The organism is Allobosea sp. UNC402CLCol, assembly GCF_000745475.1.
GTDB classification, from domain to species: domain Bacteria; phylum Pseudomonadota; class Alphaproteobacteria; order Rhizobiales; family Beijerinckiaceae; genus Allobosea; species Allobosea spartocytisi.
This window is the reverse complement of record NZ_JQJJ01000010.1, coordinates 786,386-809,161: the sequence shown is the minus strand read 5'-3', so window position 1 is coordinate 809,161 and position 22,776 is coordinate 786,386. Positions and strand designations below refer to the sequence as shown.

The 22,776-nt window shown below is 65.6% G+C and carries 18 protein-coding genes and 2 pseudogenes; 9 read left to right on the top strand and 11 right to left on the bottom strand.

Features of this window, described 5'->3' with window-relative positions; all coding sequences use genetic code 11:
- Positions 1 to 220: 220 nt before the first annotated feature.
- Positions 221 to 2,191 (top strand): response regulator, encoded by a 1,971-nt coding sequence (locus tag GY40_RS15665; RefSeq protein ID WP_038363700.1) that lies wholly within the window; start codon positions 221 to 223, stop codon positions 2,189 to 2,191.
- On the opposite strand, the gene GY40_RS15660 is transcribed toward GY40_RS15665, so the two are convergent.
- Entirely contained in the window at positions 2,172 to 2,942 is a 771-nt protein-coding gene (locus GY40_RS15660) for a response regulator transcription factor (protein WP_051988117.1), read from the bottom strand. The two genes, GY40_RS15665 and GY40_RS15660, sit on opposite strands and share 20 nt — an antisense overlap.
- 119 nt (positions 2,943 to 3,061) lie before the next feature.
- On the opposite strand from GY40_RS15660, the gene GY40_RS15655 reads away from it, so the two are divergent.
- The 5 genes from GY40_RS15655 to GY40_RS15635 all read left to right on the top strand — a co-directional run bounded on the left by GY40_RS15655 (position 3,062) and on the right by GY40_RS15635 (position 10,429).
- The gene (locus tag GY40_RS15655) at positions 3,062 to 4,123 is read left to right on the top strand and encodes an ABC transporter substrate-binding protein (protein WP_051988115.1); all 1,062 of its coding nucleotides are present in this window, start codon (positions 3,062 to 3,064) and stop codon (positions 4,121 to 4,123) included.
- Entirely contained in the window at positions 4,120 to 5,034 is a 915-nt protein-coding gene (locus GY40_RS15650; RefSeq protein WP_038363697.1) for an ABC transporter permease, read from the top strand. Before GY40_RS15655 ends, GY40_RS15650 begins: the two co-directional genes overlap by 4 nt.
- Positions 5,035 to 5,051: 17 nt before the next feature.
- Complete coding sequence (locus GY40_RS15645) at positions 5,052 to 5,861, top strand: ABC transporter permease (RefSeq protein WP_038363695.1); 810 nt, start codon at positions 5,052 to 5,054, stop codon at positions 5,859 to 5,861.
- Between the two features lie 10 nt (positions 5,862 to 5,871).
- A complete protein-coding gene (locus tag GY40_RS15640) occupies positions 5,872 to 6,939 on the top strand; it encodes an ABC transporter ATP-binding protein (protein WP_038363692.1) in 1,068 nt (355 codons plus the stop codon).
- A gap of 106 nt (positions 6,940 to 7,045) precedes the next feature.
- Positions 7,046 to 10,429, top strand: a complete 3,384-nt coding sequence (locus GY40_RS15635) for a molybdopterin-dependent oxidoreductase (protein ID WP_038364393.1) — start codon at positions 7,046 to 7,048, stop codon at positions 10,427 to 10,429.
- A 131-nt stretch (positions 10,430 to 10,560) separates the two neighbouring features.
- Here the strand turns inward: GY40_RS15635 and GY40_RS28285 are convergent.
- From GY40_RS28285 to GY40_RS15630, 3 genes and pseudogenes are all read right to left on the bottom strand, one after another.
- Positions 10,561 to 10,712: pseudogene (locus GY40_RS28285) on the bottom strand (short-chain dehydrogenase/reductase); the annotation flags it as partial.
- A 53-nt stretch (positions 10,713 to 10,765) separates the two neighbouring features.
- Positions 10,766 to 10,882: pseudogene (locus tag GY40_RS27610) on the bottom strand (SAM-dependent methyltransferase); the annotation flags it as partial.
- 123 nt (positions 10,883 to 11,005) lie between these two features.
- On the bottom strand, positions 11,006 to 11,653 hold the full coding sequence (locus tag GY40_RS15630) for a TetR/AcrR family transcriptional regulator (protein WP_038363689.1): 648 nt from the start codon (positions 11,651 to 11,653) through the stop codon (positions 11,006 to 11,008).
- A 228-nt stretch (positions 11,654 to 11,881) separates the two neighbouring features.
- Here GY40_RS15630 and GY40_RS15625 point away from each other — a divergent pair, with 228 nt between their 5' ends.
- On the top strand, positions 11,882 to 12,775 hold the full coding sequence (locus GY40_RS15625) for an NAD(P)/FAD-dependent oxidoreductase (protein ID WP_038363686.1): 894 nt from the start codon (positions 11,882 to 11,884) through the stop codon (positions 12,773 to 12,775).
- A gap of 22 nt (positions 12,776 to 12,797) precedes the next feature.
- Complete coding sequence (locus GY40_RS15620) at positions 12,798 to 13,271, top strand: methyltransferase family protein (RefSeq protein WP_038363683.1); 474 nt, start codon at positions 12,798 to 12,800, stop codon at positions 13,269 to 13,271.
- Positions 13,272 to 13,577: 306 nt separating this feature from the next.
- Here the strand turns inward: GY40_RS15620 and GY40_RS15615 are convergent, their stop codons facing one another.
- The 7 genes from GY40_RS15615 to GY40_RS15585 form a co-directional block, all read right to left on the bottom strand.
- Positions 13,578 to 14,363 (bottom strand): slipin family protein, encoded by a 786-nt coding sequence (locus GY40_RS15615; RefSeq protein ID WP_038363681.1) that lies wholly within the window; start codon positions 14,361 to 14,363, stop codon positions 13,578 to 13,580.
- Positions 14,360 to 15,748 carry an NfeD family protein gene (locus tag GY40_RS15610; protein ID WP_038363678.1) on the bottom strand — a complete coding sequence of 463 codons (1,389 nt, stop codon included), beginning with the start codon at positions 15,746 to 15,748 and terminating at the stop codon, positions 14,360 to 14,362. The genes GY40_RS15615 and GY40_RS15610 overlap by 4 nt, the downstream gene beginning before the upstream one ends.
- Positions 15,749 to 15,854: 106 nt before the next feature.
- The gene (gene ugpC, locus GY40_RS15605) at positions 15,855 to 16,946 is read right to left on the bottom strand and encodes an ABC transporter ATP-binding protein (RefSeq protein ID WP_038364392.1); all 1,092 of its coding nucleotides are present in this window, start codon (positions 16,944 to 16,946) and stop codon (positions 15,855 to 15,857) included.
- The gene (locus GY40_RS15600; RefSeq protein WP_038363676.1) at positions 16,946 to 18,454 is read right to left on the bottom strand and encodes an argininosuccinate lyase; all 1,509 of its coding nucleotides are present in this window, start codon (positions 18,452 to 18,454) and stop codon (positions 16,946 to 16,948) included. Before GY40_RS15600 ends, ugpC begins: the two co-directional genes overlap by 1 nt.
- Positions 18,455 to 18,457: 3 nt before the next feature.
- Complete coding sequence (locus GY40_RS15595) at positions 18,458 to 19,309, bottom strand: carbohydrate ABC transporter permease (RefSeq protein WP_038363673.1); 852 nt, start codon at positions 19,307 to 19,309, stop codon at positions 18,458 to 18,460.
- Between the two features lies 1 nt (position 19,310).
- Entirely contained in the window at positions 19,311 to 20,240 is a 930-nt protein-coding gene (locus tag GY40_RS15590; RefSeq protein WP_051988112.1) for a carbohydrate ABC transporter permease, read from the bottom strand.
- Between the two features lie 11 nt (positions 20,241 to 20,251).
- Positions 20,252 to 21,523, bottom strand: a complete 1,272-nt coding sequence (locus tag GY40_RS15585) for an extracellular solute-binding protein (protein WP_248311180.1) — start codon at positions 21,521 to 21,523, stop codon at positions 20,252 to 20,254.
- A gap of 160 nt (positions 21,524 to 21,683) precedes the next feature.
- On the opposite strand from GY40_RS15585, the gene GY40_RS15580 reads away from it, so the two are divergent.
- On the top strand, positions 21,684 to 22,721 hold the full coding sequence (locus GY40_RS15580) for a substrate-binding domain-containing protein (RefSeq protein ID WP_051988111.1): 1,038 nt from the start codon (positions 21,684 to 21,686) through the stop codon (positions 22,719 to 22,721).
- Positions 22,722 to 22,776: the final 55 nt, after the last annotated feature.

The following is a 22,776-nucleotide window of genomic DNA, read 5'->3' as shown; positions in this document are numbered from 1 at the left end:
GGACGGCTTCGACGAAGCAGCATTCCCGAACTTTAGAGGAGCTCTTGCAGGCGATCCCCTGGTCACGGTTGGGGCAGAGCCGGTTCCGTTAAGCGAAGCCTTGGCCTCGCTTAAAGAGGGTCGCGGCCTCAGCGCGACGATCGTGACGTGGCCTGAGCGCCCAGAACTTGAGGACGTTCGTCTTTCCGGCTTCAGGAGTGACGCCGTAGCGAGCGGCGTCGTGGAGTGGAGGGATCTTTCCTTCTCAGCGAGCCCCAACGAGCTGACAGCAGCGCTGATCGAGGGCATCGAGGCGCTGCCCGAGGCATTCGTCCTGTATGACGACCAGGATCGGATGATCATCTGCAACGAGCAGTACCGGCGCCTGTACCCATTGGTCGCCGACATGATGAAGCCCGGCATGCGCTTCAGCGACGTCGTGCATGAGAGCGTCGCGCGCGGCGTCTTCCAGATCGACGAGGATAGCAAGACTTGGGCGGAACGGCGCATCTCCTTCCACCAGGCCGGCATCGGCTTCTTCGAGCAACACCTTTCGGACGGACGCTGGATTCAGGTCAGCGAGCGGCGGACCGCCTTCGGCGGCACGACCAGCATCCGAGCAGACATCACCGTGCTGAAGGAGCGTGAGCGGGATCTGCGAGCGGCGCGCGCCAAGGCAGAGACGGAGGCCACGGCACGAACGGCCTTCATCGCCAAAGTCGGGCACGAGCTGCGTAACCCGCTCAACGTTATCCTCGGGATCGCCCAGATTCTCGCGGGCGAAGCCCTGCCGAAGCGGCAGCGGGCGTTGATCGACAGCCTCGTCGGCGCCTCGCGGGCGATGCGCGACGTGCTCAACGACGTGTTGGACATCGCCAAGGTGCAGTCAGGGCAAGTCGATATCCGCCTCGAGAGCATCGAGACCAAGCCGTTCGTGCAGGAGATGGTCAACATCGCCCGGACCATGACGGCGCAGAAGGGTCTCGCCATGCGCTCTCGCATCGAAACAACGCTCCCGGATCGGATAGTGACAGACCCGCGGCGTCTGCGGCAGATCCTGTTCAATCTGCTCGGCAACGCCGTCAAATACACACCCTCCGGCTCGATCACGCTGGCATGCTCGCTGCGTTCGCCTTCGGGTGGCCAGGACGTCCTCGATATCTCCGTGACGGATTCCGGACCGGGCATCTCACCACGGCTGACGGACCGGGTGCTCCAGCCCTATGCCCGACAGCGGGAGCATGTCACGGCCGGCGTAGAGGGCCTGGGCCTCGGGCTCTCGATCAGCGAGGAGCTGGCCGCCGCGATTGGCGCTCGTCTCGGCATCGAACCGGGGCCACGCGGCGGAACGCGCGCCTGGATCACCATTCCGATCGGGGCGGCCGGCGAGCCGGGCCATCCGCGTGTGATGCCGGCGGCGCGTCAGGGGCTCCGGCCAGGGCCGCCGCTCAACATCCTCGTCATCGATGACGAGCAGACCAATCTCATCGTGGCGGACGCCCTGCTGCAGCGGCTCGGACACAGCGTCACGACCGCGCGTGACGGGCAGGAAGGCATGAGGGCGCTGCGCGCGGGCTGCTACGACGCCGTGCTCCTCGACATCTCGATGCCGGAGATATCGGGCATCGAGATCGCGCGCCGGATCGCAGCGGAAAAGCTGGGCGGCCCCGGTTTCGCGATCATCGCCATGACCGGTAACGTCATGCCCGAAGACATCAAGGCCTATCTCGCGGCAGGCTTCACCGGCTTCATCGAGAAGCCGGTCGAGCTCGACGATCTCGGCGAGCTTCTCGTCTCGGTGCGCCGGGATCTCGCGGGGCATGGTGTGCTCGGCCCCGGCGAACGTGTCCGCTTTCCGCGCGCCGAAAGCGCCCGTGCCTTCGACAGGACGCCGCTCGACCGCATGGTGGCCGACATTGGCCACGACAGCGTCGCTTCGATCGTCGCGACCGGCATCGTGACCTTCGGCCAGACCATCGAGATGCTCGCATCGGAAGACGGCGAGGCGCTGGAACGGCTGCTGCACAAGGTTCACGCGGTCGCCGGCCTGCTCGGGCTGGACGAACTGGCACGCAGCGCACAGCGCGACGAGCGCAACGCCTCGTCGCTTTCGCCGGAGCAGCGCGACGATCTGAAAGATGCGCTCGCAAAGGCGATCGTACAGATCAAGCTCTACGCACTGGACCTCGAGGTCACCGCCCCGCCGGACTGAGCGGCCGGCGCGGCAGGGTCAGTTTGTAGCCGACGCCGTGAACCGTCTTCAGCAGGGCGGCGTCGAGACCGATCGATTTCAGGCGGCGGCGCAGCCGCGACATCCTGACATCAACCGCACGCTCAGATTCGGGCGGTTCGCCTGCCGCGATGGCGTCGATGATCTGGGCGCGGGTGAGCACGCGATCGGGATTGCGGGCCAGAAATCTCAACAGCGCGAACTCGGTCGCGCCGAGATCGAGGCATTCTCCCGAAGGAGCGACGAGCGCATGGCCAGCCAGATCCAGCTCGCCGCCCGCGCAGAGCAGGCGAGGGCCCGACGGGCGCCCGCGCCGTTCGCCGCGGCGCAGGATGTTGTTGAGCCGCAGCACCAGCTCGCGCGGCTCGAACGGCTTCGTGACGAAATCATCCGCACCGAGCTCCAGCGCGGCGAGCCGGTCCTCGCGGCCATTGCGGCCAGTCGAGACGATGATCGGGATCGACGAGCGGGCGCGCAGCATCCGCGTCAGCACGATGCCGTCCTCGTCCGGCAGCGTCAGATCGACGATAGCGGCATCCCAGCTACCGGAATCGAGCTTGCGCAGGCCTTCCTTGGCCGAAGTGGCGCGGTCCGTCGCGTAGCCGGCCGTTCTAAAATAGGCGGCGAGCAGCAAGCCGAACGTGTCGTCGTCCTCGATCAGCAGAATCTTCTTGATCGCCCGCCTCCCTGACTGGCAGCGCCGGCTGGAAATCCGGCCAGCTTCCTCGAACATGAAATCTTTATGAAACATTTTCAACACATTACGGAAACCTCGGCAGCCTAATATGTCTGCCGGGCCGAAGCAGCCCGCGCGACCGGCATGACTGCCGGCCAGCAAGCAGGGGAACAACCGTGACAGACCTGACAGCTTTCTCGCGCCGGCTCGACCGGCGTCGGTTCCTTGCGGCCGGTACGATGCTGGGCGCGGCGGCGATACTGCCGCGCGGCGCGCAGGCCCAGGCTGGCGAGCTCGTCGTCTCGAATTGGGGCGGCGACTGGAACGACCGCATCGTCAAGGGGTTCGAGACGCCGGCCTTCGGCGGCTCGCAGCTACGCATCGTCCACGACCTGGCTCCCGTCCCGGAGCGCAAGACGAAGCTCCTGGCGGAGCGGCGCCTGCCCCGCGGCAGTATCGACGTGACCTGGCTCAGCGACGCCGACGCCTATGAGATGAACGCGCAGGGCGTGCTCGAAACGCTCGACATGTCCCGTCTTCCCAGCGGCAAGAACATCGTCGAGAAGCTGCGCCTGCCCTATCTCGTGCCGGCGATCTATGGCGGTGTCGTCGTGCTCTACAACCCGGCGAAGATTCCTGAGCCGCCGACCAGCTTCGCCGATCTCTGGAATCCGAAATATGCCGGCCGCGTCGGCGTCATGGACCAGTTGCACTTCAACTACATCTACGCAGCTTCGCTGAGCCATGGCGGCACCATGAGCGACGTCTCGAAGGCTTTCCCGGCGCTGCTGGACATGAAGAAGGCGGTGCAGCCGCGGCTCTACCCCTCGCATCAGGCCCTCGCGGCGGCGTTCCAGTCCGAGGAGATCTGGATCTCGGCGAATTATAGCGCGCGTGCCGTACAGTGGGAAAAGGAAGGGCTGCCGATCCGCTGGGCCTATCCGAAGGAAGGCGCGATCTTCATCTCCTTCGGCGCCGGCATCCCGAAGAAGGCGCGCAATGTCGAAGCGGCATACAGTTATCTCGAGGCGATGCTGCAGCCCAAGCCGATGGGCGCCATCTCGCTGGCCACCTCGTACTCGGTGGTCACTAACAACGCCGAGCTTCCGCCCGAGGAACGCAAGCACCTCGAATTCACGCAGGACCAGATCGCGAAGCTCAACTTCGTCGACTACCCCTATGCGGCCAAGAGCGACCCGAAATGGGTCGAATGGTGGAACAAGGAATTCAAGGCTTGACCGCCGCCTCGATGATCGACGAGGGCAGCGCGGCCCATGCGCCGGGCCGCCGCGTTCGACGTACGCCTCGATCCAATGCTGGCTGGCTGCTGGCGCCGAGCCTGGCGCTGGTTCTGGCAGGGTTGATCCTGCCGTTGGTGCTGATGGCGCGCTACAGCTTCGCGCATTTCGACCCGGCCGCGACGGAGGTGTCTGGCTTCGGCGTGGAGAACTATGTTCGCTTCTTCGGCGACCCCTTCTACCTCTGGATCCTGGCGCGCACGCTCACGGTGGCCTTGGCCTGCACGGCAATCTGCCTGCTGCTCGGCGTGCCAGCCGCATATGTCATCAGCCGGGTGTCGAACCGGAGGCTCAAGACCGCGCTGATCCTGGCGGCCGTCATTCCGCTGCTGATGGGCAATGCGGTTCGCGCCGCCGGCTGGATGGTCCTGCTCGCCGATAAGGGGCTGATCAACTCCGCACTGCTGGTCACCGGCGTCATCTCCGAGCCCGTGCGCATCCTCTATACGGGGTCGGCCGTCGTCATCGGCCTGATCGCCGTGCTGCTGCCCTTCATGATCATCTCACTGCAGAGCGTCTTCGAGGGCATCGGCGAGACCTATGAGGAAGCGGCCGCGACCATGGGCGCGCGCCCCTGGACGACCTTCTTCCGCGTGACGCTGCCGCTCGCCATGCCCGGCATCTTCTCCGGTTGCCTGCTCTGCTTCGTGCTGGCGGTGAACGCCTATGCGACGCCGGTGCTGATCGGCGGTCCGTCCTTCCAGATGATGGCCCCGAAAGTCTACGAGCAGGCGATCAAGGTCTACAACTGGCCCTTCGCCGCGACGTTGGCCTTCATCCTCATGGGCGTGACGCTGGCCCTAACCTTGCTGTCCAGCATCACCCTGCAGAAGCGCTACGGGGCGTTATGACCATGCGGATTTCAGACATGTCGGTGACCCGTTCGTTCAGGCCGGCAATGATCGGCGGCTGCATCCTGGCCTTCGTCATGGTGCTCGCCCCCCTGGTCGCGATCATCTGGGTGAGCTTCTTCGAGAACAAGATCATCAGCTTTCCGCCGACCGGCTACACGCTAAACTGGTACGCGATGGCCTGGGAGATGCCGCGCTTCCGCGACGGTTTCGCGACCAGCCTGAAGCTCGGTGTGCTCGCGACGGCGATCAGCCTCGCGGTCGGCATCCCGGCATCGGTGGTGCTGGCGCGCGGACGCTTTCCGGGACGCGAAGCGATCCAGTCCTTGCTACTGGCGCCGCTGATCGTGCCGGGGATCGTGGCGGGCGCGGCCTTCTACATGTTCCTGATCGAGGTCGAGATCGTGACCGGTATCCAGGTTGCGACCACCTTCACGGGGCTCGCGATCGCGCACAGCCTGATCGCCTTGCCATGGACGGTCAGGCTCGTGACCGCCTCGCTGCTCGGCGTCGATCCGCAGTTGCGCGAAGCAGCCCTGACGATGGGTGCGCGCCCGTTCACCGCCTTCCGGCGCGTGACCTGGCCGGTGATCCGGCCGGGCGTCGTCGCGGGCGCACTGTTCTCCTTCGTCGTCTCCTTCGTCGATCTGGAGAAGTCGCTTTTCCTGGTCGGTCCCGGCACGACCACGCTGCCGATCGTCATCGTGAACTATCTGGAATGGAGCGTCGACCCGACCATCGCCGCGGTCGCCACTGTCCAGATCGCTCTGATCGCGACCGGCCTCATCATCACCGATCGCTATTTCAAGCTGGCGCGAGCCTTCTGAGAGGCCTCCGATGTCGCAAATATCCCTACAGAACGTCACCAAGCGCTACGGTAATCTGACGACGGTCGATCGTGTGTCGCTCGATATCGGCCAAGGCGAGTTCGTCGCCTTCCTCGGTCCGTCGGGCTGCGGCAAGACCACCACGTTGCGCATGATCGCCGGGCTGACGTTGGCGAGCGAAGGCAGCATCCGCTTCGGCACGCGCGACGTGACCGATCTGCCGCCCTATCTGCGCAATGCCGGCCTCGTCTTCCAGGGCTATGCGCTCTTCCCGCATATGACGGTTGCGCAGAACGTCGCGTTCGGGCTGGAAATGCGCGGGATCGACCGCACGCAGGCCCAGCGCCGGGTGCAGGAGGCGCTGGCACTCGTCAAGCTCGATCACTTCGCCCACCGCCTGCCGAAGCAGCTTTCCGGCGGCCAGCAGCAGCGCGTCGCACTCGCCCGCGCCATCGTCTACGAACCGGAGGTCCTGCTCCTCGACGAGCCGCTTTCGGCGCTCGACGCCAAGCTGCGGCATGAGGTGCGGACCGATCTCCGCCGCCTCCAATCCCGGTTGGGCCTGACAACGATCTTCGTCACGCATGATCAGGACGAGGCAATCGCGGTCGCGGACCGCGTCGTCGTGATGTCCGCCGGCAAGGTCGAACAGGTCGGCACGCCGCGCGAGATTTATCAGCGTCCCGCCAACCGCTTCGTTGCGGAATTCATCGGTCTCACCAACATCTTCGCAGGCAGCATCGAGGCGGGAGGCAGCTTCCTGACCGAGGGAGGCGAACGCTTCGCGGTGTCTTCCGAACGGGGCGCGGCCGGGGTCACCGCTTTTGCCGTGCGGCCGGAGCAGATTTCGCTGCATAACGGCCTCGGCGCGAGCGCCGCCCCCGGCCTTGGCGCCCTGCCGGCGACCGTCGAGGACGTCATCTATCGCGGCTCCCTGACGGAGGTCGTCGTGCGGACGAGCTCCGGAATGCCGATCGTCGTGCATCGCCAGAACGCGGAGCTTCCGAGCGAGAACGAGCTGCGGCCGGGTCAACAGGTCGTCGCATCCTGGCCGGCCGGAGCGGCGATGCTGTTCTGACCGGCGCCCCCAACGCTCGGCCAAAGGCAACCGATCTCGAAAATACACGATGAGCCGCCGGCAGAGCGGCTGGACTGCGCATGCGCGGTCGATGGAGGAGCGCATCATGGTCGAGAGGCATCCGGGATACTGCACGCTGTGCCGCTCGCGCTGCGGCTCGATCACGCTCGTGAAGGGCGATCGGATGGTGGGCGTCGAACCGCGCCCGGATCATCCGACCGGCGGCGCACTTTGTGCGAAGGGGCGCGCCGCGCCGGAGATGGTCCATAGTCCGAAGCGCCTGCACCGCCCCCTGCGCCGGCTGAGCGCGAAGGGCGAGACCCCGGTCCGCTGGGCAGAGATCGGCTGGGACGAGGCCCTCGACGAGATCGCGCGGCAACTGCTGACGATCCGTACGGAAAGCGGCGCGGAATCCGTCGCCTTCGCCATGACCACGCCGAGCGGCACGCCGGTGGTCGACAGCTACGAATGGGTCGAGCGGTTCGTGCGCTGCTTCGGCAGCCCCAACCTGATCTATGCCATCGAGGTCTGTGGCTGGCACAAGGATTATGCCCATGCGCTGACCTTCGGCCGGGGCCTCGGCGTGCCGGACTACGACAAGGCCGAGCTCATTCTGCTCTGGGGTCACAATCCGGCGCGGACTTGGCTTGCCCAGGCGAGCCGCATCGCCGAGGCGCGGCGGCGCGGCGCCAAGGTCGTCGTCATCGATCCAAAGCCGGACGGATCGGGACAGCAGGCCGATCTCTGGCTGCGGATGCGCCCGGGCGCGGATGCCGCGCTCGCGATGGGCGCAATCCGGCATCTGATCGAGACGCGCCGCTATGACGACACCTTCGTGCGCAACTGGACCAACGCACCTCTCCTGGTCAACGAGCGGACCGGCGCCTTCATCAAGGCCCACGAAGTCATCGAGGGCGCCGACAGTGACACTTTTCTCCTCCTACGCGCCGATGGCCGCGTAGAGCCCTACGATACCTGCGCCAACTTGTCCGATGCGACATCGGTGACGCTGGAAGCGCGCATTACGCTGATCGCGCGGGATGGCCGGCAGGTGAACGCCGCCACGGCCTTCACGCTCCTCGCCGAGCGGGCGCAGCCCTATTCGCCTGAGCGCGTCGCCGAGCTCACCTGGCTCGGGCAATTGGACATCATGGCCTTCTACAGCTTTCTGGAAGGCGCGCCTCGCCTCGCCTATTACACTTGGACCGGCGTCGGGCAGCACAGCAACGCCACCATGACCGAACGCGCGATCGCGACGCTCGCCGCCCTGGTTGGCTCCTGCGATCGCGAAGGCGGCAATATCTGGACGGTGCCGCCGCCGGCAAACGCCATCAACGACCTCTCGCTGCTGCCGCCCGGCCAGATCGGGAAGGCGCTGGGGCTGACCGATCTGCCGCTCGGGCCTCCGGCCCATGGCTGGATCACCGCCCGCGACTTCACCTCGGCGGTGATCGAGAAGCGCCCCTATCCGGTCCGGGCTCTGGTGAGCTTCGGGACCAACTTCGCCGTCTCGCAGATCGACACCGGCCGCAACCTCGCGGCACTGCGTGCGCTTGAATTCCATGTCCATGCGGACATGTTCATGAACCCCACGGCCGAATGCGCCGATCTTGTCCTGCCCGTCAGCATGCCTTGGGAGCGCGACGCCCTGCGCATCGGCTTCGAGATCACGCAGGCTGCGGCAGAGACCATCCAGTTCCGCAAGAGCATGCTGCCGCGCTTCGCCGAGAGCCGCGCCGACTACGAGATCGTCATGTCCCTAGCGATGCGCATGGGTTTCGGCGACCTCTTCTTCGGCGAGAACATCGTCGCCGGCTGGAACCATCAGCTCGCGCCACTCGGCATCACCGTCGATGATTTACGAGACCGGCCGGACGGCGTGCGGGTTCCTCAGCCTTTCGCGCATCAAAAATTCGCCGACGCGGATGAGAGCGGGCGCGTGCAGGGTTTCGACACGCCAACCCGGCGCGTCGAACTCTACTCGCAGCGCCTGCTTGACCACGGCTACGACGCCTTGCCGGATTTCGTCGAGCCGGGGGACGGCCCGGCCTCCGGCGATGGCTTGCCGCTCGTGCTGACGACCGCCAAGAATGGCTTCTTCGTCCATAGCTCCCACCGCGCCATCGCCTCGCTGCGCCGCAAGTCGCCCGACCCTTCGGTCGACATCAGTCCGGAGCTCGCGGCGGCACGAGGCGTCAGCGCTGGAGACTGGGTCCGCGTGCATACGCGACATGGAACCGCCCGGCTGCGCGCTCGCCTGAATGCGAGACTCGACGCGCGCACGGTCGTCGCCGAGTTCGGCTGGTGGGAGGATTGCGAGCCGCTGGGTCGCGACGGCGGAATTGTCGAAGGCAAGGACACCGTCAACGTCAACGCCATCCTTAGCGACCTGCAGCGAGACCCGATCAGCGGCTCCGTACCGCTGCGCGCGGTCACCTGCGACATCGAGGCCATGTCGGCTGCGAACCGGGGCCGCTGGTTTGGCACGCGCCGGTTCCGCGTCGCAGACGCCCGGCCGGAAGGTCCGTCCACCGTCGCCTTGTCGCTCACCCCCTGCGACGACGACGGCCTGCCCGATTTCCTACCCGGCCAGCATGTGGTTCTGCGGCTCCCGGACCAGTCTCCGGCAAGAGCCTACTCGCTGACGGGCAATGCCCGCTCCCCTCAGGAACTGTCCGTCGCCGTGCGGTGGAACAGCGCTCGCCCGGAGCAATCGCTTTCGGTGTCGCGCCAGGTCCAGTCGCTTCGTCCGGGTGACGAGGTGCTGCTCGAGGCGCCGGCCGGCGCCTTCACCATCCCCGTCCGCAGCGCGCGCCCGCTGATCCTGCTGGCCAACGGCATCGGCATCACGCCCTTCGTCGGATATCTCGAAACGATCGCGCAACTCCGCCCGCAGCCGGACCACGCAATCCATCTGCTGCATGGCTGCCGTAGCGGTGCGGACCATCCTCTTGCCGAGCGCCTCGACGAACTGGCTCGCGCAATCCCGACGCTGAAGCGCGTCACCGCCTATTCCAGACCGCGTGGGCAGGATCGAAAGACCGGGCGCTTCCAGCAGGAAGGTCGGCTGGATCTCCGAGCGATCGCGAAGGTACTGGCGCAGAGACCGCTCGCCTATCTCTGCGGCTCGCCGGACTTCAACGACACGATGATCGCCGAACTCGTCAGGCGTGGGATGCCACGCTTCGACATCTTTGCCGAAGCCTTTTCCGCGCCGAGCGAGGTTCCAACCTCCCTCATGCCGCGACGCATAACGGTCGTCGGCACGGGGCAGGCTTTCGAATGGTCTCCTGCGGCTGGCCCCGTTCTCGATGCGGCGCTGGCTGCCGGGCTGCCTTTCCCAAGCGGCTGCCGCGTCGGGCAATGCGAGAGCTGCGTGGTGAAGGTGCTGGAGGGCAGCTTCACGCATCTTGTTGATTTCGACGGCGATTCCCACCAATGCCTCACCTGCCAGGCGGTGCCGCTGTCAGACCTCGTCATCTCGCTATGAGCTTCAGCAGCGCACACCGGACTTTGTGACGCTGCTGCCGAGTTTTCCGCGCGACCTCGCACCGATGTTTCCGATCCTTGCGGGATTCACCGCAATGTCCCAATCGTCGGTACCGATCGCGGAGGTCGCCATCAGGTTGGCAGCCCGTTCTGCTTCCGCAGGCTCTTGTCGAACGCGGATCCGGGACGAAGCAGCGCCGAAAACTTACCTGGCGCGCCATCTTTCCAGCCGCATAGCGCCGCTTCGGCGCAACGGCCGTTGCAGCCTCGAGGATAGTTTTGGCGCGTGGCGGCCGTCGTCATCGCCCCGTCAACTTGCCGGATTGCGCGCGGTGACGATCCACGCCGGGCCGAACACTGCCATCATGGCATCGAGCCGGGTCCGATAAGGGACCCAGCGCTCTTCGTTTTGGCCACACCAGTCGGCGATCTGATCGGCATTTTGCTGTGCCATGCCATATCCTTGTTCTGATTTTGCGCTGCGCGCTTCGGCAGATGACAATGTCATTGGTACCGTTCTGGCTGCTCAGGTTCGATCGAGGACGACGACCACACGCTCTCCGCGGCCTCGTCTAGGCTATCCGCCCGTGTGGTCGTTGCCGCCGTGCGCGGCGATGAACATGGCGACGGCTGACCGGCAGTAGGATTCGATCTCGTTTTCGTCCTCTGCTCTCGCCTCATCGAAGCGTGCGATCATCAGGAGATCGGCCCCTTTGAAAAGCGCGGCAAACAAGCGGGCCGACCGGAGTGGATCGGGCACGTTCAGAAGCGCCTTCGCGTGCAATTGACGCAACAGGGTCTCGATTTGGGCGATGATATGGGCGGGACCGGCTTCGTAATGGAGCTTGCTCAACGACGTTTGACTCGTGACGTCGGCCATGACCATGGCTTCGACATTGCGGACTTCCGGGCTCAACAGCGTGCGAAGCAGCGATGATCCCACCGCCATGAGCTGGTCTTCGGCCGAACCGTCGACGCCTTCAAAAAGGGCCTGCGGTATTAACTGATGGCAGCGGGCCGCAAACGCCGCGCCAAACAACGCCTCCTTGTTCTCGAAGTGCCTGTAGATGCTGAGCTTGGATATCTTCGCTCGCTGGGCGACCTTGTCCAAAGTCGTCGCTTGAAAACCCAGTTCCGCAAAAAGTTCGCCCGCGGTGTCGACGATCGTTTGGCCAAGCGCCTCGTTGGCGGGCCGGCCGCGCCGGCCTCGACTATTTTCGGTCACGACAATTCCAGTCCTTGACAGTATCGTAATTCCTGAAATACGATACCATTAAGTTTCGGAAATATGCAAGCGCGTTCGCCTGCCGATCGCCGGCCCGAACACGAGAGATCCATGCAACGACGAACCCTGCTGAAGCTGGCCGCGCTTTCCACCATCGGCATCAGCCGCGCCCAGGCCACCGCCCAACCTAGCCCAACCCTCTCTATCCGCAACACGGAGCCCATCACCATGGATGACGTCATCATCATTGGCGGCAGCTTTGCCGGCCTCGCCGCCGCCCTTCAGCTCGGCCGTGCCCGCCGTAAGGTCACCGTTCTCGATACCGGCCTGCCGCGCAATCGCTTCGCGGGCCGCTCGCATGGCATGCTCGGCCACGATCACAAGCCACCGCTGGACATCCTGGCCGAGGCGCGGCAGCAACTGGCGCGTTATCCCGCGATCAAACTGGTCAATGCCCGGGCCGACAGCATCTCCGGCGCCATCGACGATTTCTCCGTCCTCACCGGCGACGGCGAAAGCCTTGGCGCGCGCCGCCTGATCCTGAGCTATGGCGTTGTCGACCAGATGCCTGCTGTTCCGGGCTTTGCCGAAAGCTGGGGCACATCCATCATCCCTTGCCCCTATTGCGATGGCTTTGAAGTCGCCGACCAGCATTGGGGCCTCGTCTGGTCCGGCCCGCAGTCGATGAACCAGGTCAGGCTGTTCCACGACTGGACCGACAGGTTGACCGTCTTCGCCGATGGTCACGACATTCCGCCCGATATCCGGGTTAATCTGGGGCGTCGCAACACACCTGTCGTCGACGGCCGGATCACCGAGGTCGCCCATCACGGGGAGCATGGCGCCACCGTCAAGCTCGATACCGGCCCCGATGTCGCGGTCGACATCCTGTTCGCGCATCCGCGCAACAAGCCGTCCGCAAGCCTGCATGAAGCATTGGGTCTCGCCACAGTCGACACGCCTCTTGGCATCGTCCTCAAGGTCGACGAGCGCCGCGAAACCAGCATGCCCGGCATCTACGCTGCGGGCGACCTCACCAACCCCGTCATCCCCTCGGTGACCACGGCATCATGGCAAGGCGCGATGGCGGGGATCTCCGCCCAGCAGTCGATGCTGGTGTGAGAGCACAGATTGGAGGATGAGCATGGCCGTCGAACCGGACAGCGCGGGTGTGCGCTTCCCTCCGCCCTTCCTCTATCTGGGAGCGCTGCTGTTGGGGCTGGCGGCGGAGCGGTTCGTCGCCCTGCGCTCTTTCGGCATCGACTGGCGGTTGCTGGTCGCGACGGGCGCGCTGCTGTTCGTTGCCGGCGCGGCGATGATGCTTGCGGCGGCGGGGCTGTTCCGGCGGCTGGGCACCAACGTTCCGCCTTCGCAACCAACGACCCTCATCGCAACGACCGGTCCTTATCGGTGGACCCGCAATCCCATGTATCTCGGCATGGCGCTTGTCTATGCCGGCCTTGCGATCGGCTTCGACGGGCCGATCGCCTTCGCCTTGCTCCCCTTGGTGCTGATCGGGATCCAGACGCAGGTGATCGCCCGCGAGGAGCGCTATCTCGAAGCGAAGTTCGGCGACGACTACCGCCGCTACAAGGCCGAGGTTCGCCGCTGGTTCTGACCCTCGCTCAGCAAGACCACGCGCGAGCTCTGGCCCTTCTTTGGGGTGGCGATGCTCGTGCTACCATGACGCGATCCCAGAAATCGCTCGCGCGCCGACGCTTGGTCGCGGCATCGATTTCGGCCGGCGCAACAGCGGTTCCGCTCTCCGCGCTTTCGTTGAGGATTCGAATCGTTCGCGAACCGCAGGTTTCCAATTATGGGGTGCGAACTGCCGAATGCTTCGGTTTTTTGGGGTGCACCGCGACCATCTTATGGATGTCAACCTCACCGAAAATCAACGACTTAGCCCGCTACCAGCTTTGACTTATGGGGTGCGCGACATCGCGCCTCCACCATCGCCCGGCTGTTTCAGGAACTGCCTCAGCAAATCTATCGGCAGGGGGAACACCACTGTCGAGGTGCGCTCGCCGGCGATGTCGTGCAGGGCTTCGAAATAGCGCAGTTGCATGGCTTGCGGCTCGGCCGCCAGCATGCGTCCCGCCTCGACCAGCTTTGCCGCCGCCTGCTGCTCGCCATCGGCGTTGATCACCTTGGCCCGCCGCAGCCGCTCCGCCTCGGCCTGTTTGGCGATGGCGCGGACCATGCTCTCGTTGAGGTCGACATGCTTGATCTCGACATTGGAGACCTTGATTCCCCAGGCATCGGTGCGCTGGTCGAGAATCTCCTGGATGTCGCTGTTGAGCCTGTCGCGCTCAGCCAGCATCTCGTCGAGCTCATGCTTGCCGAGCACCGAGCGCAAAGTCGTCTGCGCCAGCTGGTTGGTGGCCGTCATGAAATCCTCGACCTGGATGATCGCGCGCTCGGCATCGACGATGCGGAAATAGAGCACCGCATTGACCTTCACCGAGACGTTGTCGCGCGAGATAACATCCTGCGGCGGCACGTCCTGCACCACGACGCGCAGGTCCACGCGCACCATCTGCTGGACGAACGGGACGAGGATGATGAGGCCCGGCCCCTTGACCCCGGTGAAGCGGCCGAGCGTGAAGACCACGCCGCGCTCATATTCCCTCAGGATGCGGATCGCAGCCGACAGGAACAGCGCTGCCAGCAGCGCTATGATCAGATAGGCCACATAACTGACGATCATCGCTTTGCTCCGTCATTTGCCGCATCGCGCCGCCGCACTGTCAGCACGAGGCCGCTGACGGCGGTCACCTCCGCGCTGCCCCCCGGTGCGATGGGCTCGTCGGCCTTCGCCCGCCAGCGTTCGCCGAGCGCCAGCACATGGCCCTCGCCGCCGTTCCAGTCGAGGACGTCCACGGCAAGGCCGCGCATGGCCTCGCCGCCAATGCGCGGCGGATTGCGACGCGCCGTCCAGAAATAGGTTCCGGCAAGCAGGGCGAGTGCCAGGCTGAGCACAGCGGCGGGGCCGATGACCGCCCAGGACACGCCGAAGCCCGGCCCCTCGGTCTGAAGCAGCATGGTGGAGCCGAGCAGGAAGGCGGCTGCGCCGCCGAGCCCCAGCACGACCGTCGGATTGAAGGTCTCGATGATGAGGAAGGCCACGCCGAGCAGCATCAGGGCAAGCCCGGTATAGTTGATCGGCAGCTGATCGAGCGCGTAGAGGCCGAGCACGAGGCAGATGGCTCCGACGACACCGGGCGCCACCGCGCCGGGGCTGACGAATTCGAAGACGAGGCCATAGAAGCCGACCAGCATGAGGATGACGGCGGTGTTCGGATTGGTGATGACGGCGAGAAGCCGGATGAACCAGCCGGGCTCCAGCGTCTCAACGGCCAGGCCCTTCGTGGCCAGAACCTCCTTCTTGCCGGCCACCTCGACGGTGCGGCCATCGGCCAGTTGCAGGAGTTCGGCCGTGTCGCGGGCGACGAAGTCGATGACACGCTGATCGAGCGCTGCGCTGGCCGAGAGACTCGCCCCCTCGCGCACGGCCTTTTCGCCCCAGTCGCCATTGCGCCCGCGCAATTCGGCAAGCGAGCGGATCAGCGCGACCGCGTCATTGGTGACCTTGGTCGTCATGGCATCGACGGGCGCCCGCGCGCCGGTGTCCTTCCCGATGCCGCCCGGGCCGTTATCCTTCTCGCCGCCGGGGAGCGAGGGCAGCCCACCGATCTGCACCGGGGTGGCGGCCCCGAGATTGGTGCCGGGTGCCATCGCCGCGACATGGGTGGCGTAGAGGATGTAGGTGCCGGCGCTCGCCGCATGGCCCCCCGCCGGAGCGACATAGCCGATGACGGGAACAGGAGAGGCCAGGATGTCGGCGATCATCTCGCGCATCGAGGTGACCAGCCCGCCCGGCGTGTTCAACTGCAGGATGAGGACCGCGGCCTTCCGCTCGGCAGCGACGTTCAGCGCCTGCTTGAGCTGGCGGGAGCTTGCCGGACCGATGGCGCCGTCGATCGCGACACTCAAAGCGACCCTGCCCGCCACCGTTTGCGCGGGAGAGAAGGAGGAGAGGATCGCCGCGGCCGCGACGGCCGCCGCGAAAAGGGCCACCCGCGCGAGTCTCACGCTCAGAACTCCGTGGAATCCATATGGGGTGGATTCCTGCGAAATCCATGAGGCCGGCAACGGCGGCGGAACGGCCGATGCCTCGCTGGCGTCCGTCTGCGCGGGCTCAGTTGACGAGCTTCTCCGTCCGCTTGTCGAAGACCCGCAGGCTGTTCGCCTCGGCCCCGAAGGCGACCGCATCGCCGGGCTTGAACGAGACCGTCGAGGGCGCGCGGGCAACCAGCTGGCCGGCCGGCAAGTCGAGCAGGACGAAGGTTTCGGAGCCATGCGGCTCGGCCACCCGGACCCTGCCCTCGATTCGGATCGGGAAATCGCCACGCCCGCCGGCGAGCAGATGCAGTTCCTGCGGCCTCACGCCGAGAACGATGGGCTGGCCGGCCTCGACACCCCGCGGCAAGCCGCCGAGGCCGGAAAGATCGACGGCAGCGGCATTGGCCTCCAGCTCCACGTGGCCGTCGGCGACAATCCCGTCGATCATGTTCATCTCCGGCGTGCCGATGAAGCGCGCGGTGAAGATGTCCGCCGGCCGGTTGTAGAGATCCATCGGCGCGCCGACCTGCAGGATGCGGCCGTCGCGCATCACGACGATCCGGTCGGCAAGCGACATCGCCTCGACCTGATCATGCGTGACGAAGACGATGGTGCTGCCGAGCCGCTGGTGGAGCTGCTTGATCTCCAGCCGCATCTGGCCGCGCAGCTGGGCGTCGAGATTGGAGAGCGGCTCGTCGAAGAGGAAGGCGACGGGATCGCGCACCATCGCCCGGCCGATCGCCACGCGCTGCCGCTGCCCGCCGGAAAGCGCGGCGGGGCGCCGTTCGAGATAGGGTTCCAGGCTCAGGGTCTTCGCCGTCTCGCGGATCCGGGCCTGCTTCTCGGCCTTGGAGAGCTTGGAGGTGTAGAGCCCGAAGCCTATATTCTGCGCCACGGTCAGATGCGGGTAGATCGCGTAGTTCTGGAAGACCATCGCGATGTTGCGGTGCTTGGGTTCGCGGTCATTGACCACCTGGCCGCCGATGCGCAGCGTCCCGCCCGAAATCGCCTCCAGCCCGGCGATCATGCGCAAAGTCGTCGATTTGCCGCAGCCCGAGGGGCCGACGAGCACGACGAACTCGCCGTCATCGATCGTCAGGTCGATGCCGTGGACCGTGGTGATGCTGCCATAGCGCTTGACGATCTGCTCCAGCTCGATGCGTGCCATCATCCACCCTTTGCGATCTCGTGAACGCGGCGTTCGAGCTCGGCGGCCGCGGCGCTTTGCCGTTGGGCGATGTCCGTCGCGTGCCGATCGAATCCATCGAGCGCCTCGCGATAGCCGGCAAAGGCGGCATCGAGCGCTGCCGGCGCCGGGCCGCCGAAACGGTCGCGAACCGCGACGAAATGCTCCGGCGAGACCATCCGGGCGAATTCGGCCGCATCCGCCGCCGGCTTGCGCCCGACATGGTGCTCGAAAGCCGTGGTGAAGGCCGGATAGCCGTCGGTCGGCAAATCGCCGGCCATGGCCACGACGGCCCGGGCGACATCGGCGGCGATCTCGTGGCCGAGCCGGAAGGACAGCCCCTCGCTGCGCACCAGCCAGTCGGCAAGCTCGGTGATCGTGGCGCAGGAGCGGCTGAGATTGACCGCGACCCGGTCCGGGTCGATCTGCCCGGCGCGGATCGTCGCGGTCAGCAGGTCGAGGACGCGAAGCCCGACATCGATCGCCTGATAGCCCATCTCATGGGTCTCGGACTCGCTGTCGGTCATGTCGGTGAAGGGGGTGTTGTGCATCACGTCGACCACGGCACGGGCACGCCCAACCGCCTGGCCCGAGAGATGGCGCAGATGCTCGAACGGCACCGGATTGCGCTTCTGCGGCATGATCGAGGAGATCTGCACGAAGGCGTTCGGCAGATAGAGCTGCCCGACCTCGAAGCTCGACCAGAACTGGAAATCCTGGACCGGCCGGCCGAGATGCAGGAACAGCAGCGAGACCGCGCTGTAGATCGAGGTCAGGTAGTCGGTCGCGGCGATGCAGGAATAGGAGTTCTGCAGTGGCGCGGCGAAACCGAGAAGGTCGGCGACGCGCTGCCGGTCGATCGGGAAGCCCGAAGTGGTGATCGCGGCCGCGCCGAGTGGGCAGAGATCGACGATGCCGCGCGCGGCCTCGATCCGCTCGATGTCGCGGATCAGGATCTCGATGATCGCTGCGAGATAATGCCCATAGGTCGTCGGCTGGGCCGGCTGGCCATGGGTATAGGCGACGATCAGCACGTCGCGGTCGCGCGTGGCGGTCTCGATCAGCGCCGCCAGCAGTTGTCGGCAGGCCGCGAGCAGCCGGTCGATGCGCGGCAGCAGGTCGAGCTTGAGGAAGGTGTGGTCGATGTCGTTGCGCGAGCGCGCCGTGTGCAGCCGCCCGCCGATATCGGTCCCCGCGCGCGTCTTGAGCTCGCGCTCCATGTAGAAGAAGTAATCCTCGACATCCCCGCCATAGGCGAGCGCGGCAGGGTCGATCTCGCGCTCCATCGCCAGCAGCGCGCGGGCGATCGCCGCGCCCTGGCCGGCATCGAGGATGCCGGTTTCGACCAGCATGACGAGATGGGCGCGGTCGATCCGGCGCAGCGCCCCGGCATGGTGGTGGCGCGCGCCGTCGAAGAGCGGCCTCAGCACGGTCTCGCGATAGACCGGATCGGGAAAGCGCGATCGGTCGTTGGTCTGTAAGGAACCCATAGCCTAGCCTTTGACCCCGGCGAGCATGACGCCGCGTACGATGTAGCGTTGGAAGAACAGGAAGATCGCCAGCGTCGGGATGGTGGCGAGCGCCGCCCCCGTCATGATCAGTTCCCACTGGATCGACTGCTCGACGGCGAAGCTGGAGAGCCCCACCGGCAGCGTGTAGAGCGACGGGTCGGTGGTGACGATCAGCGGCCAGAAGAAAGCCGTCCAGTTGCCGAGGAAGGTGAAGATCGCCAGTGCCGAGAGCGCGGGCGTGACCAGCGGCAGCGCCACCTTCCACCAGATCGCGAACTCGTTGAGGCCGTCGACGCGGGCCGCCTCAAGGAAGTCGTTCGGCACCGTCTCGAAGAATTGCCGCATCAGGAAGACGCCGAAGGCGGTGACCAGCCCCGGAAACATGATGCCCCAATAGGTGTCGATCCAGCCGAGCTTGCTCGCCATCAGATACCAGGGAATGACCAGCATCTCGGTCGGGATCATCAGCGTCGACAGGATCGCCAGGAAGACGAGGCGGCGGCCGGGAAAGTCGAACTTTGCCAGCGTGTAGGCGACGAGGCTGTCGAAGAACAGACAGGACAGCGTGACGATCGTCGCGATCAGCGTCGAGTTCAGGAACCAGCGGACGAAGCGCCCGTCGGACAGGACCTTGACGTAGTTGGCGAGCGTCGGCTGCTCGGGGATCAGGCGCAGATCGTAGACATGGCCGGCCGTCTTGAGCGATGTCGAGAACATGAAGAGCAGCGGCGTCATCATGACGATGCCGCCGAGGAAGAGGATCGTCCAGGCGACGATCCGGCCGGGACGGATGGTGCTGCCATAGGCGTAGGAGGGCTTTGCGCTCTCGCTCATCTCAGCGGCTCCTCAGGATCCAGAGCTGCGCCATCGAGATCGAGAACAGGATCACGAACAGCACGACGGTCTGGGCCGCGGCATAGCCCATCTGGTAGGAGGAAAAGGCCGTCTGGTAGATCATCAGCACCAGCGGCTTGGTCGAGTTGAGCGGCCCGCCGGGGTCGTTGCTGGTCATGTTGTAGACCTGGTCGAAGATCCGCAGGAAGCCGATCGACGAGAACACGACGAGGAAGACGGTGGTCGGCTTCAGCAGCGGGATGGTGATGCGCGTCAGGATCGCCCCCTCCCCCAACCCGTCGATGCGCGCCGCCTCGTAATAGCTCGTTGGAATGGCGCGCAGGCCCGCCATGAAGATGATGATCTGGAAGCCGAGATGCGCCCAGATCGCGGTCAGCATGATCGCCGGCAGCGCCTGGTCGATCGAGCGCAGGAAGGGCTGCGCCGGGATGCCGACGGAGCCGAGGATGCTGTTGATCACGCCGATCGGCGGCGGCTGGTAGAACCAGCGCCAGACCCAGGCCATCGCCGCCGCCGTCGTGAGATAGGGCAGGAAGTAGAGCGCCCGGATCAGCCCGTGCAGGAAGGTCACCCGGTCGAGATAATAGGCGATGGCGAAGGAGAGCAGGATCGCGATCGGCGTGCCGAAGACGAGATAGGCGAAGGTGTTGCGGAAGACCTGCCAGAACACCGGATCGGCGAAGAGCTTGCGATAATTATCGAGGCCGACGAAGCGCGCCTCGTTCAGCAAATCCCAGTCGGTCGTCGACAGGTAGAAGCCTTCCAGCGTCGGGTAGAAGCGGACGATGGCGAAGAACAGCACCGGCAGGGCGAGGAAGGTCCAGGCCCAGACGATCTGCTTCGTCGAAATCGACAGCCGCCCCCAGACCCCGCTGGCGCCGGCGCTCCGGGGCGATAATGTCACGGACATGCGCGGGCCTCTTATTTGGCCTTGAACTTGTCGAGGATGGCCTGCTCACGCGTGGCCGCCGCATTCAGCGCGTCCTTGATCGGCGTGTCCTTCAGCAGCACGGCGTTGATCATGTCGATCGAGACCTGGCGCTGGGCCGCCTCGTCGACCATCGGCGGCGTCGCCGCATAGTCGAGCCCGCGGATGAAGGGGCCGTAGATCGGGTCCTTGATATTGGCCTCCGTCAGCGCGACGGCGCGCCGGGCCGGCAATTCGCCGACCTTCTCCAGCCAGATGTTCATCGCCTTCTCGGAGGAGATGAAGGCCATGAACTTCTCGGCCGCCGCGAGCTTCTCGCCCGTCGCTGAAGCGCCGATGGCATTGGCGAAATAGCTGCCGAAATTGGCCTTCTTGCCGTCGTGGGTCGGCAGCTCGACCACGCCCCATTTGAAGCTCTGGATCGTCTTGTAGGAGGCGACGCGGAAGGTGCCGTCCACCACCATGCCGGCGAGGCCCGCACGGAAGGCCGCCTGGCCCTCGTCCATGAAGCTCTCCTGGCCGACACGGTGCACCTTCTGCAGGCCGGTGTAGAAGGCGAGCGCCTTTTCTCCGGCCTCGGTGTTGTAGGCGACCTTGCTGCCATCGGCGGAATAGGATTCGCCGCCATATTGGCGCACCAGGATCTCTCGCCACCAGTTATGGTCCTGGCGCGCGATGTCGAGCGCGATGCCGACCTGCTGGAAATTCCCGGCCGCGTCGCGCTTGGCGATAGCCTTGGCGGCCGCGACGAACTCGTCCAGCGTCTGCGGCGGCTTTTCCGGGTCGAGCCCGGCCTTCTGGAACAGATCCTTGTTGTAGAACAAGGCCATGGAGCGAACCGCCGTCGGCAGGCCGTAATATTGCTCGCCACGCTTCATCGCCGAGACGATCGGGAAGAAATCGCGCTCGATCTCGGCATTCTTGAATGTGGTCTGCGGCAAGGGCTGGACCAGCTTGCCGGCGATGAAGGTGTCGAGCCAGCCATAGAAGAGCTGCATCACCTCCGGGCCGCGCCCGGCCGCCTTGGCCGCGATCAGGCGCGTCTGGTAGTCGGCATAGGGGAAGGTGACCTGCTTGACGGTGATGCCGGGGTTCTCGGCCTCGAACTGCTTGATCAGCTCGGTCATCGCCTGGACGCGGGTGTCGAAGACGTATTGCCAGTACTGGATCTCGACGGCCTGCGCGCGGCCGGAGCCGGCGGCGAAGACGCCGAGCGCCAGCACAGAGGCCAGAAACGATCGGCGGGCGACCTTCATGAAATTCATCTGGGGCATCCTCCCGGGAGCATCACTGTTTGCCAGTGTATTATGCAAGCGCTTGCATGCTACGGAGATGCGGGGATTTGTCAACCGGCCCTGATATGGGCTATTTCTGGCGTGTACTCGGCAAGCACCTGATGCCTTGCCGCATGATGAAAGCAAGCGCTTGCACAAGAATGCCGCCGATCTGAAGACGCTCGCCCTGCAGCTCGGTCTGTCGCAATCCACCGTGAGCCGCGCCTTGCGGGCCCATCCGGGCATTCCCGAGACGACCCGCCTGCGCGTCGTCTCGGCGGCCGAGGCGGCCGGCTATCGGCCGAATGCGCGTGCCCGCAGCCTCGCGCTCGGCCGGGCCGAGACGATCGGGCTGTCCTTTCCGCTCGAGCGCCTGCAACTGCCCGAGACCAATTTCGTCGATGTGCTGGCGGGCATCTCGACCGCCATCACCAGCCGCAACTACAATCTGCTGCTGTCTCCCTTTCAGGGCGACGAGGCTGCCGTCCTGCGCCGGCTCGCCTCGTCGAAGGCGGTCGACGGCATCATCATCACGCGCCCCCTTGTCGACGATCCCCGCATCGCCTTGCTGAACGAGCTTCGTCTGCCCTTCGTCGTGCATGGGCGCAGCGAGGTGGAGGAGCCCTATTCCTTCGTCGACACGGACAATGACAACGCCTTCGAGCGCCTGACGACCCTGCTCCTCGATTACGGGCATCGGCACATCGTCGCGATCAACGGCCTCGCGCAGTTCCGCTATGTCGCGGCGCGCGCGGCGAGCTTCCGGCGCGCCTTCGCCGCGCGCGGGCTGACGCCGCCGCCGGATGCGATCGAATTCGTCTCGATGACCGAAGCGACGGGCTACGAGACCGCGATGCGCCGGCTCTCCGATGCGAAACGGCCGACCGCCTTCCTGTGCGGTTCGGTTTTCCAGGCGCGCGGCGTCTATCGCGCCTTGGGCGAGCACGGGCTGAAGGTCGGCATCGACGTATCCGTGGTGTGCCACGACGACGGCGTCAGGGGCTTCAGCGCTGCCGATTTCGTGCCGTCGCTGACGGCGACAGCGACCTCGATCCGCAGCGCAGGCGAGGAGCTTGCGCTGATCCTGATCGACCTGATCGAGGGGAAGGTCCCCGGACCCATCCGCAAGATCATGCCCTTCGAGCTCGTCCTGCGCGATTCCGTCGCGTTGGCGAGACCAGAGCCGTAGAGGCCGGCATCGCCCGGCCTTCGCGACGGCCGGGCGCCGGGGCGACCGGCTCTAC

Bases quoted from the DNA above. Each gene is read 5' to 3' on its own strand.
- GY40_RS15625 (WP_038363686.1), top strand. From the start codon at position 11,882: ATGGATGACGTCATCATCATTGGCGGCAGCTTTGCCGGCCTCGCCGCC.
- GY40_RS15585 (WP_248311180.1), bottom strand. From the start codon at position 21,523: ATGAATTTCATGAAGGTCGCCCGCCGATCGTTTCTGGCCTCTGTGCTG.
- GY40_RS15600 (WP_038363676.1), bottom strand. From the start codon at position 18,454: ATGGGTTCCTTACAGACCAACGACCGATCGCGCTTTCCCGATCCGGTC.
- GY40_RS15595 (WP_038363673.1), bottom strand. From the start codon at position 19,309: ATGAGCGAGAGCGCAAAGCCCTCCTACGCCTATGGCAGCACCATCCGT.
- GY40_RS15635 (WP_038364393.1), top strand. From the start codon at position 7,046: ATGGTCGAGAGGCATCCGGGATACTGCACGCTGTGCCGCTCGCGCTGC.
- GY40_RS15645 (WP_038363695.1), top strand. From the start codon at position 5,052: ATGTCGGTGACCCGTTCGTTCAGGCCGGCAATGATCGGCGGCTGCATC.
- GY40_RS15640 (WP_038363692.1), top strand. From the start codon at position 5,872: ATGTCGCAAATATCCCTACAGAACGTCACCAAGCGCTACGGTAATCTG.
- GY40_RS15620 (WP_038363683.1), top strand. From the start codon at position 12,798: ATGGCCGTCGAACCGGACAGCGCGGGTGTGCGCTTCCCTCCGCCCTTC.
- GY40_RS15660 (WP_051988117.1), bottom strand. From the start codon at position 2,942: ATGTTCGAGGAAGCTGGCCGGATTTCCAGCCGGCGCTGCCAGTCAGGG.
- GY40_RS15590 (WP_051988112.1), bottom strand. From the start codon at position 20,240: ATGTCCGTGACATTATCGCCCCGGAGCGCCGGCGCCAGCGGGGTCTGG.
- ugpC (WP_038364392.1), bottom strand. From the start codon at position 16,946: ATGGCACGCATCGAGCTGGAGCAGATCGTCAAGCGCTATGGCAGCATC.
- GY40_RS15615 (WP_038363681.1), bottom strand. From the start codon at position 14,363: ATGATCGTCAGTTATGTGGCCTATCTGATCATAGCGCTGCTGGCAGCG.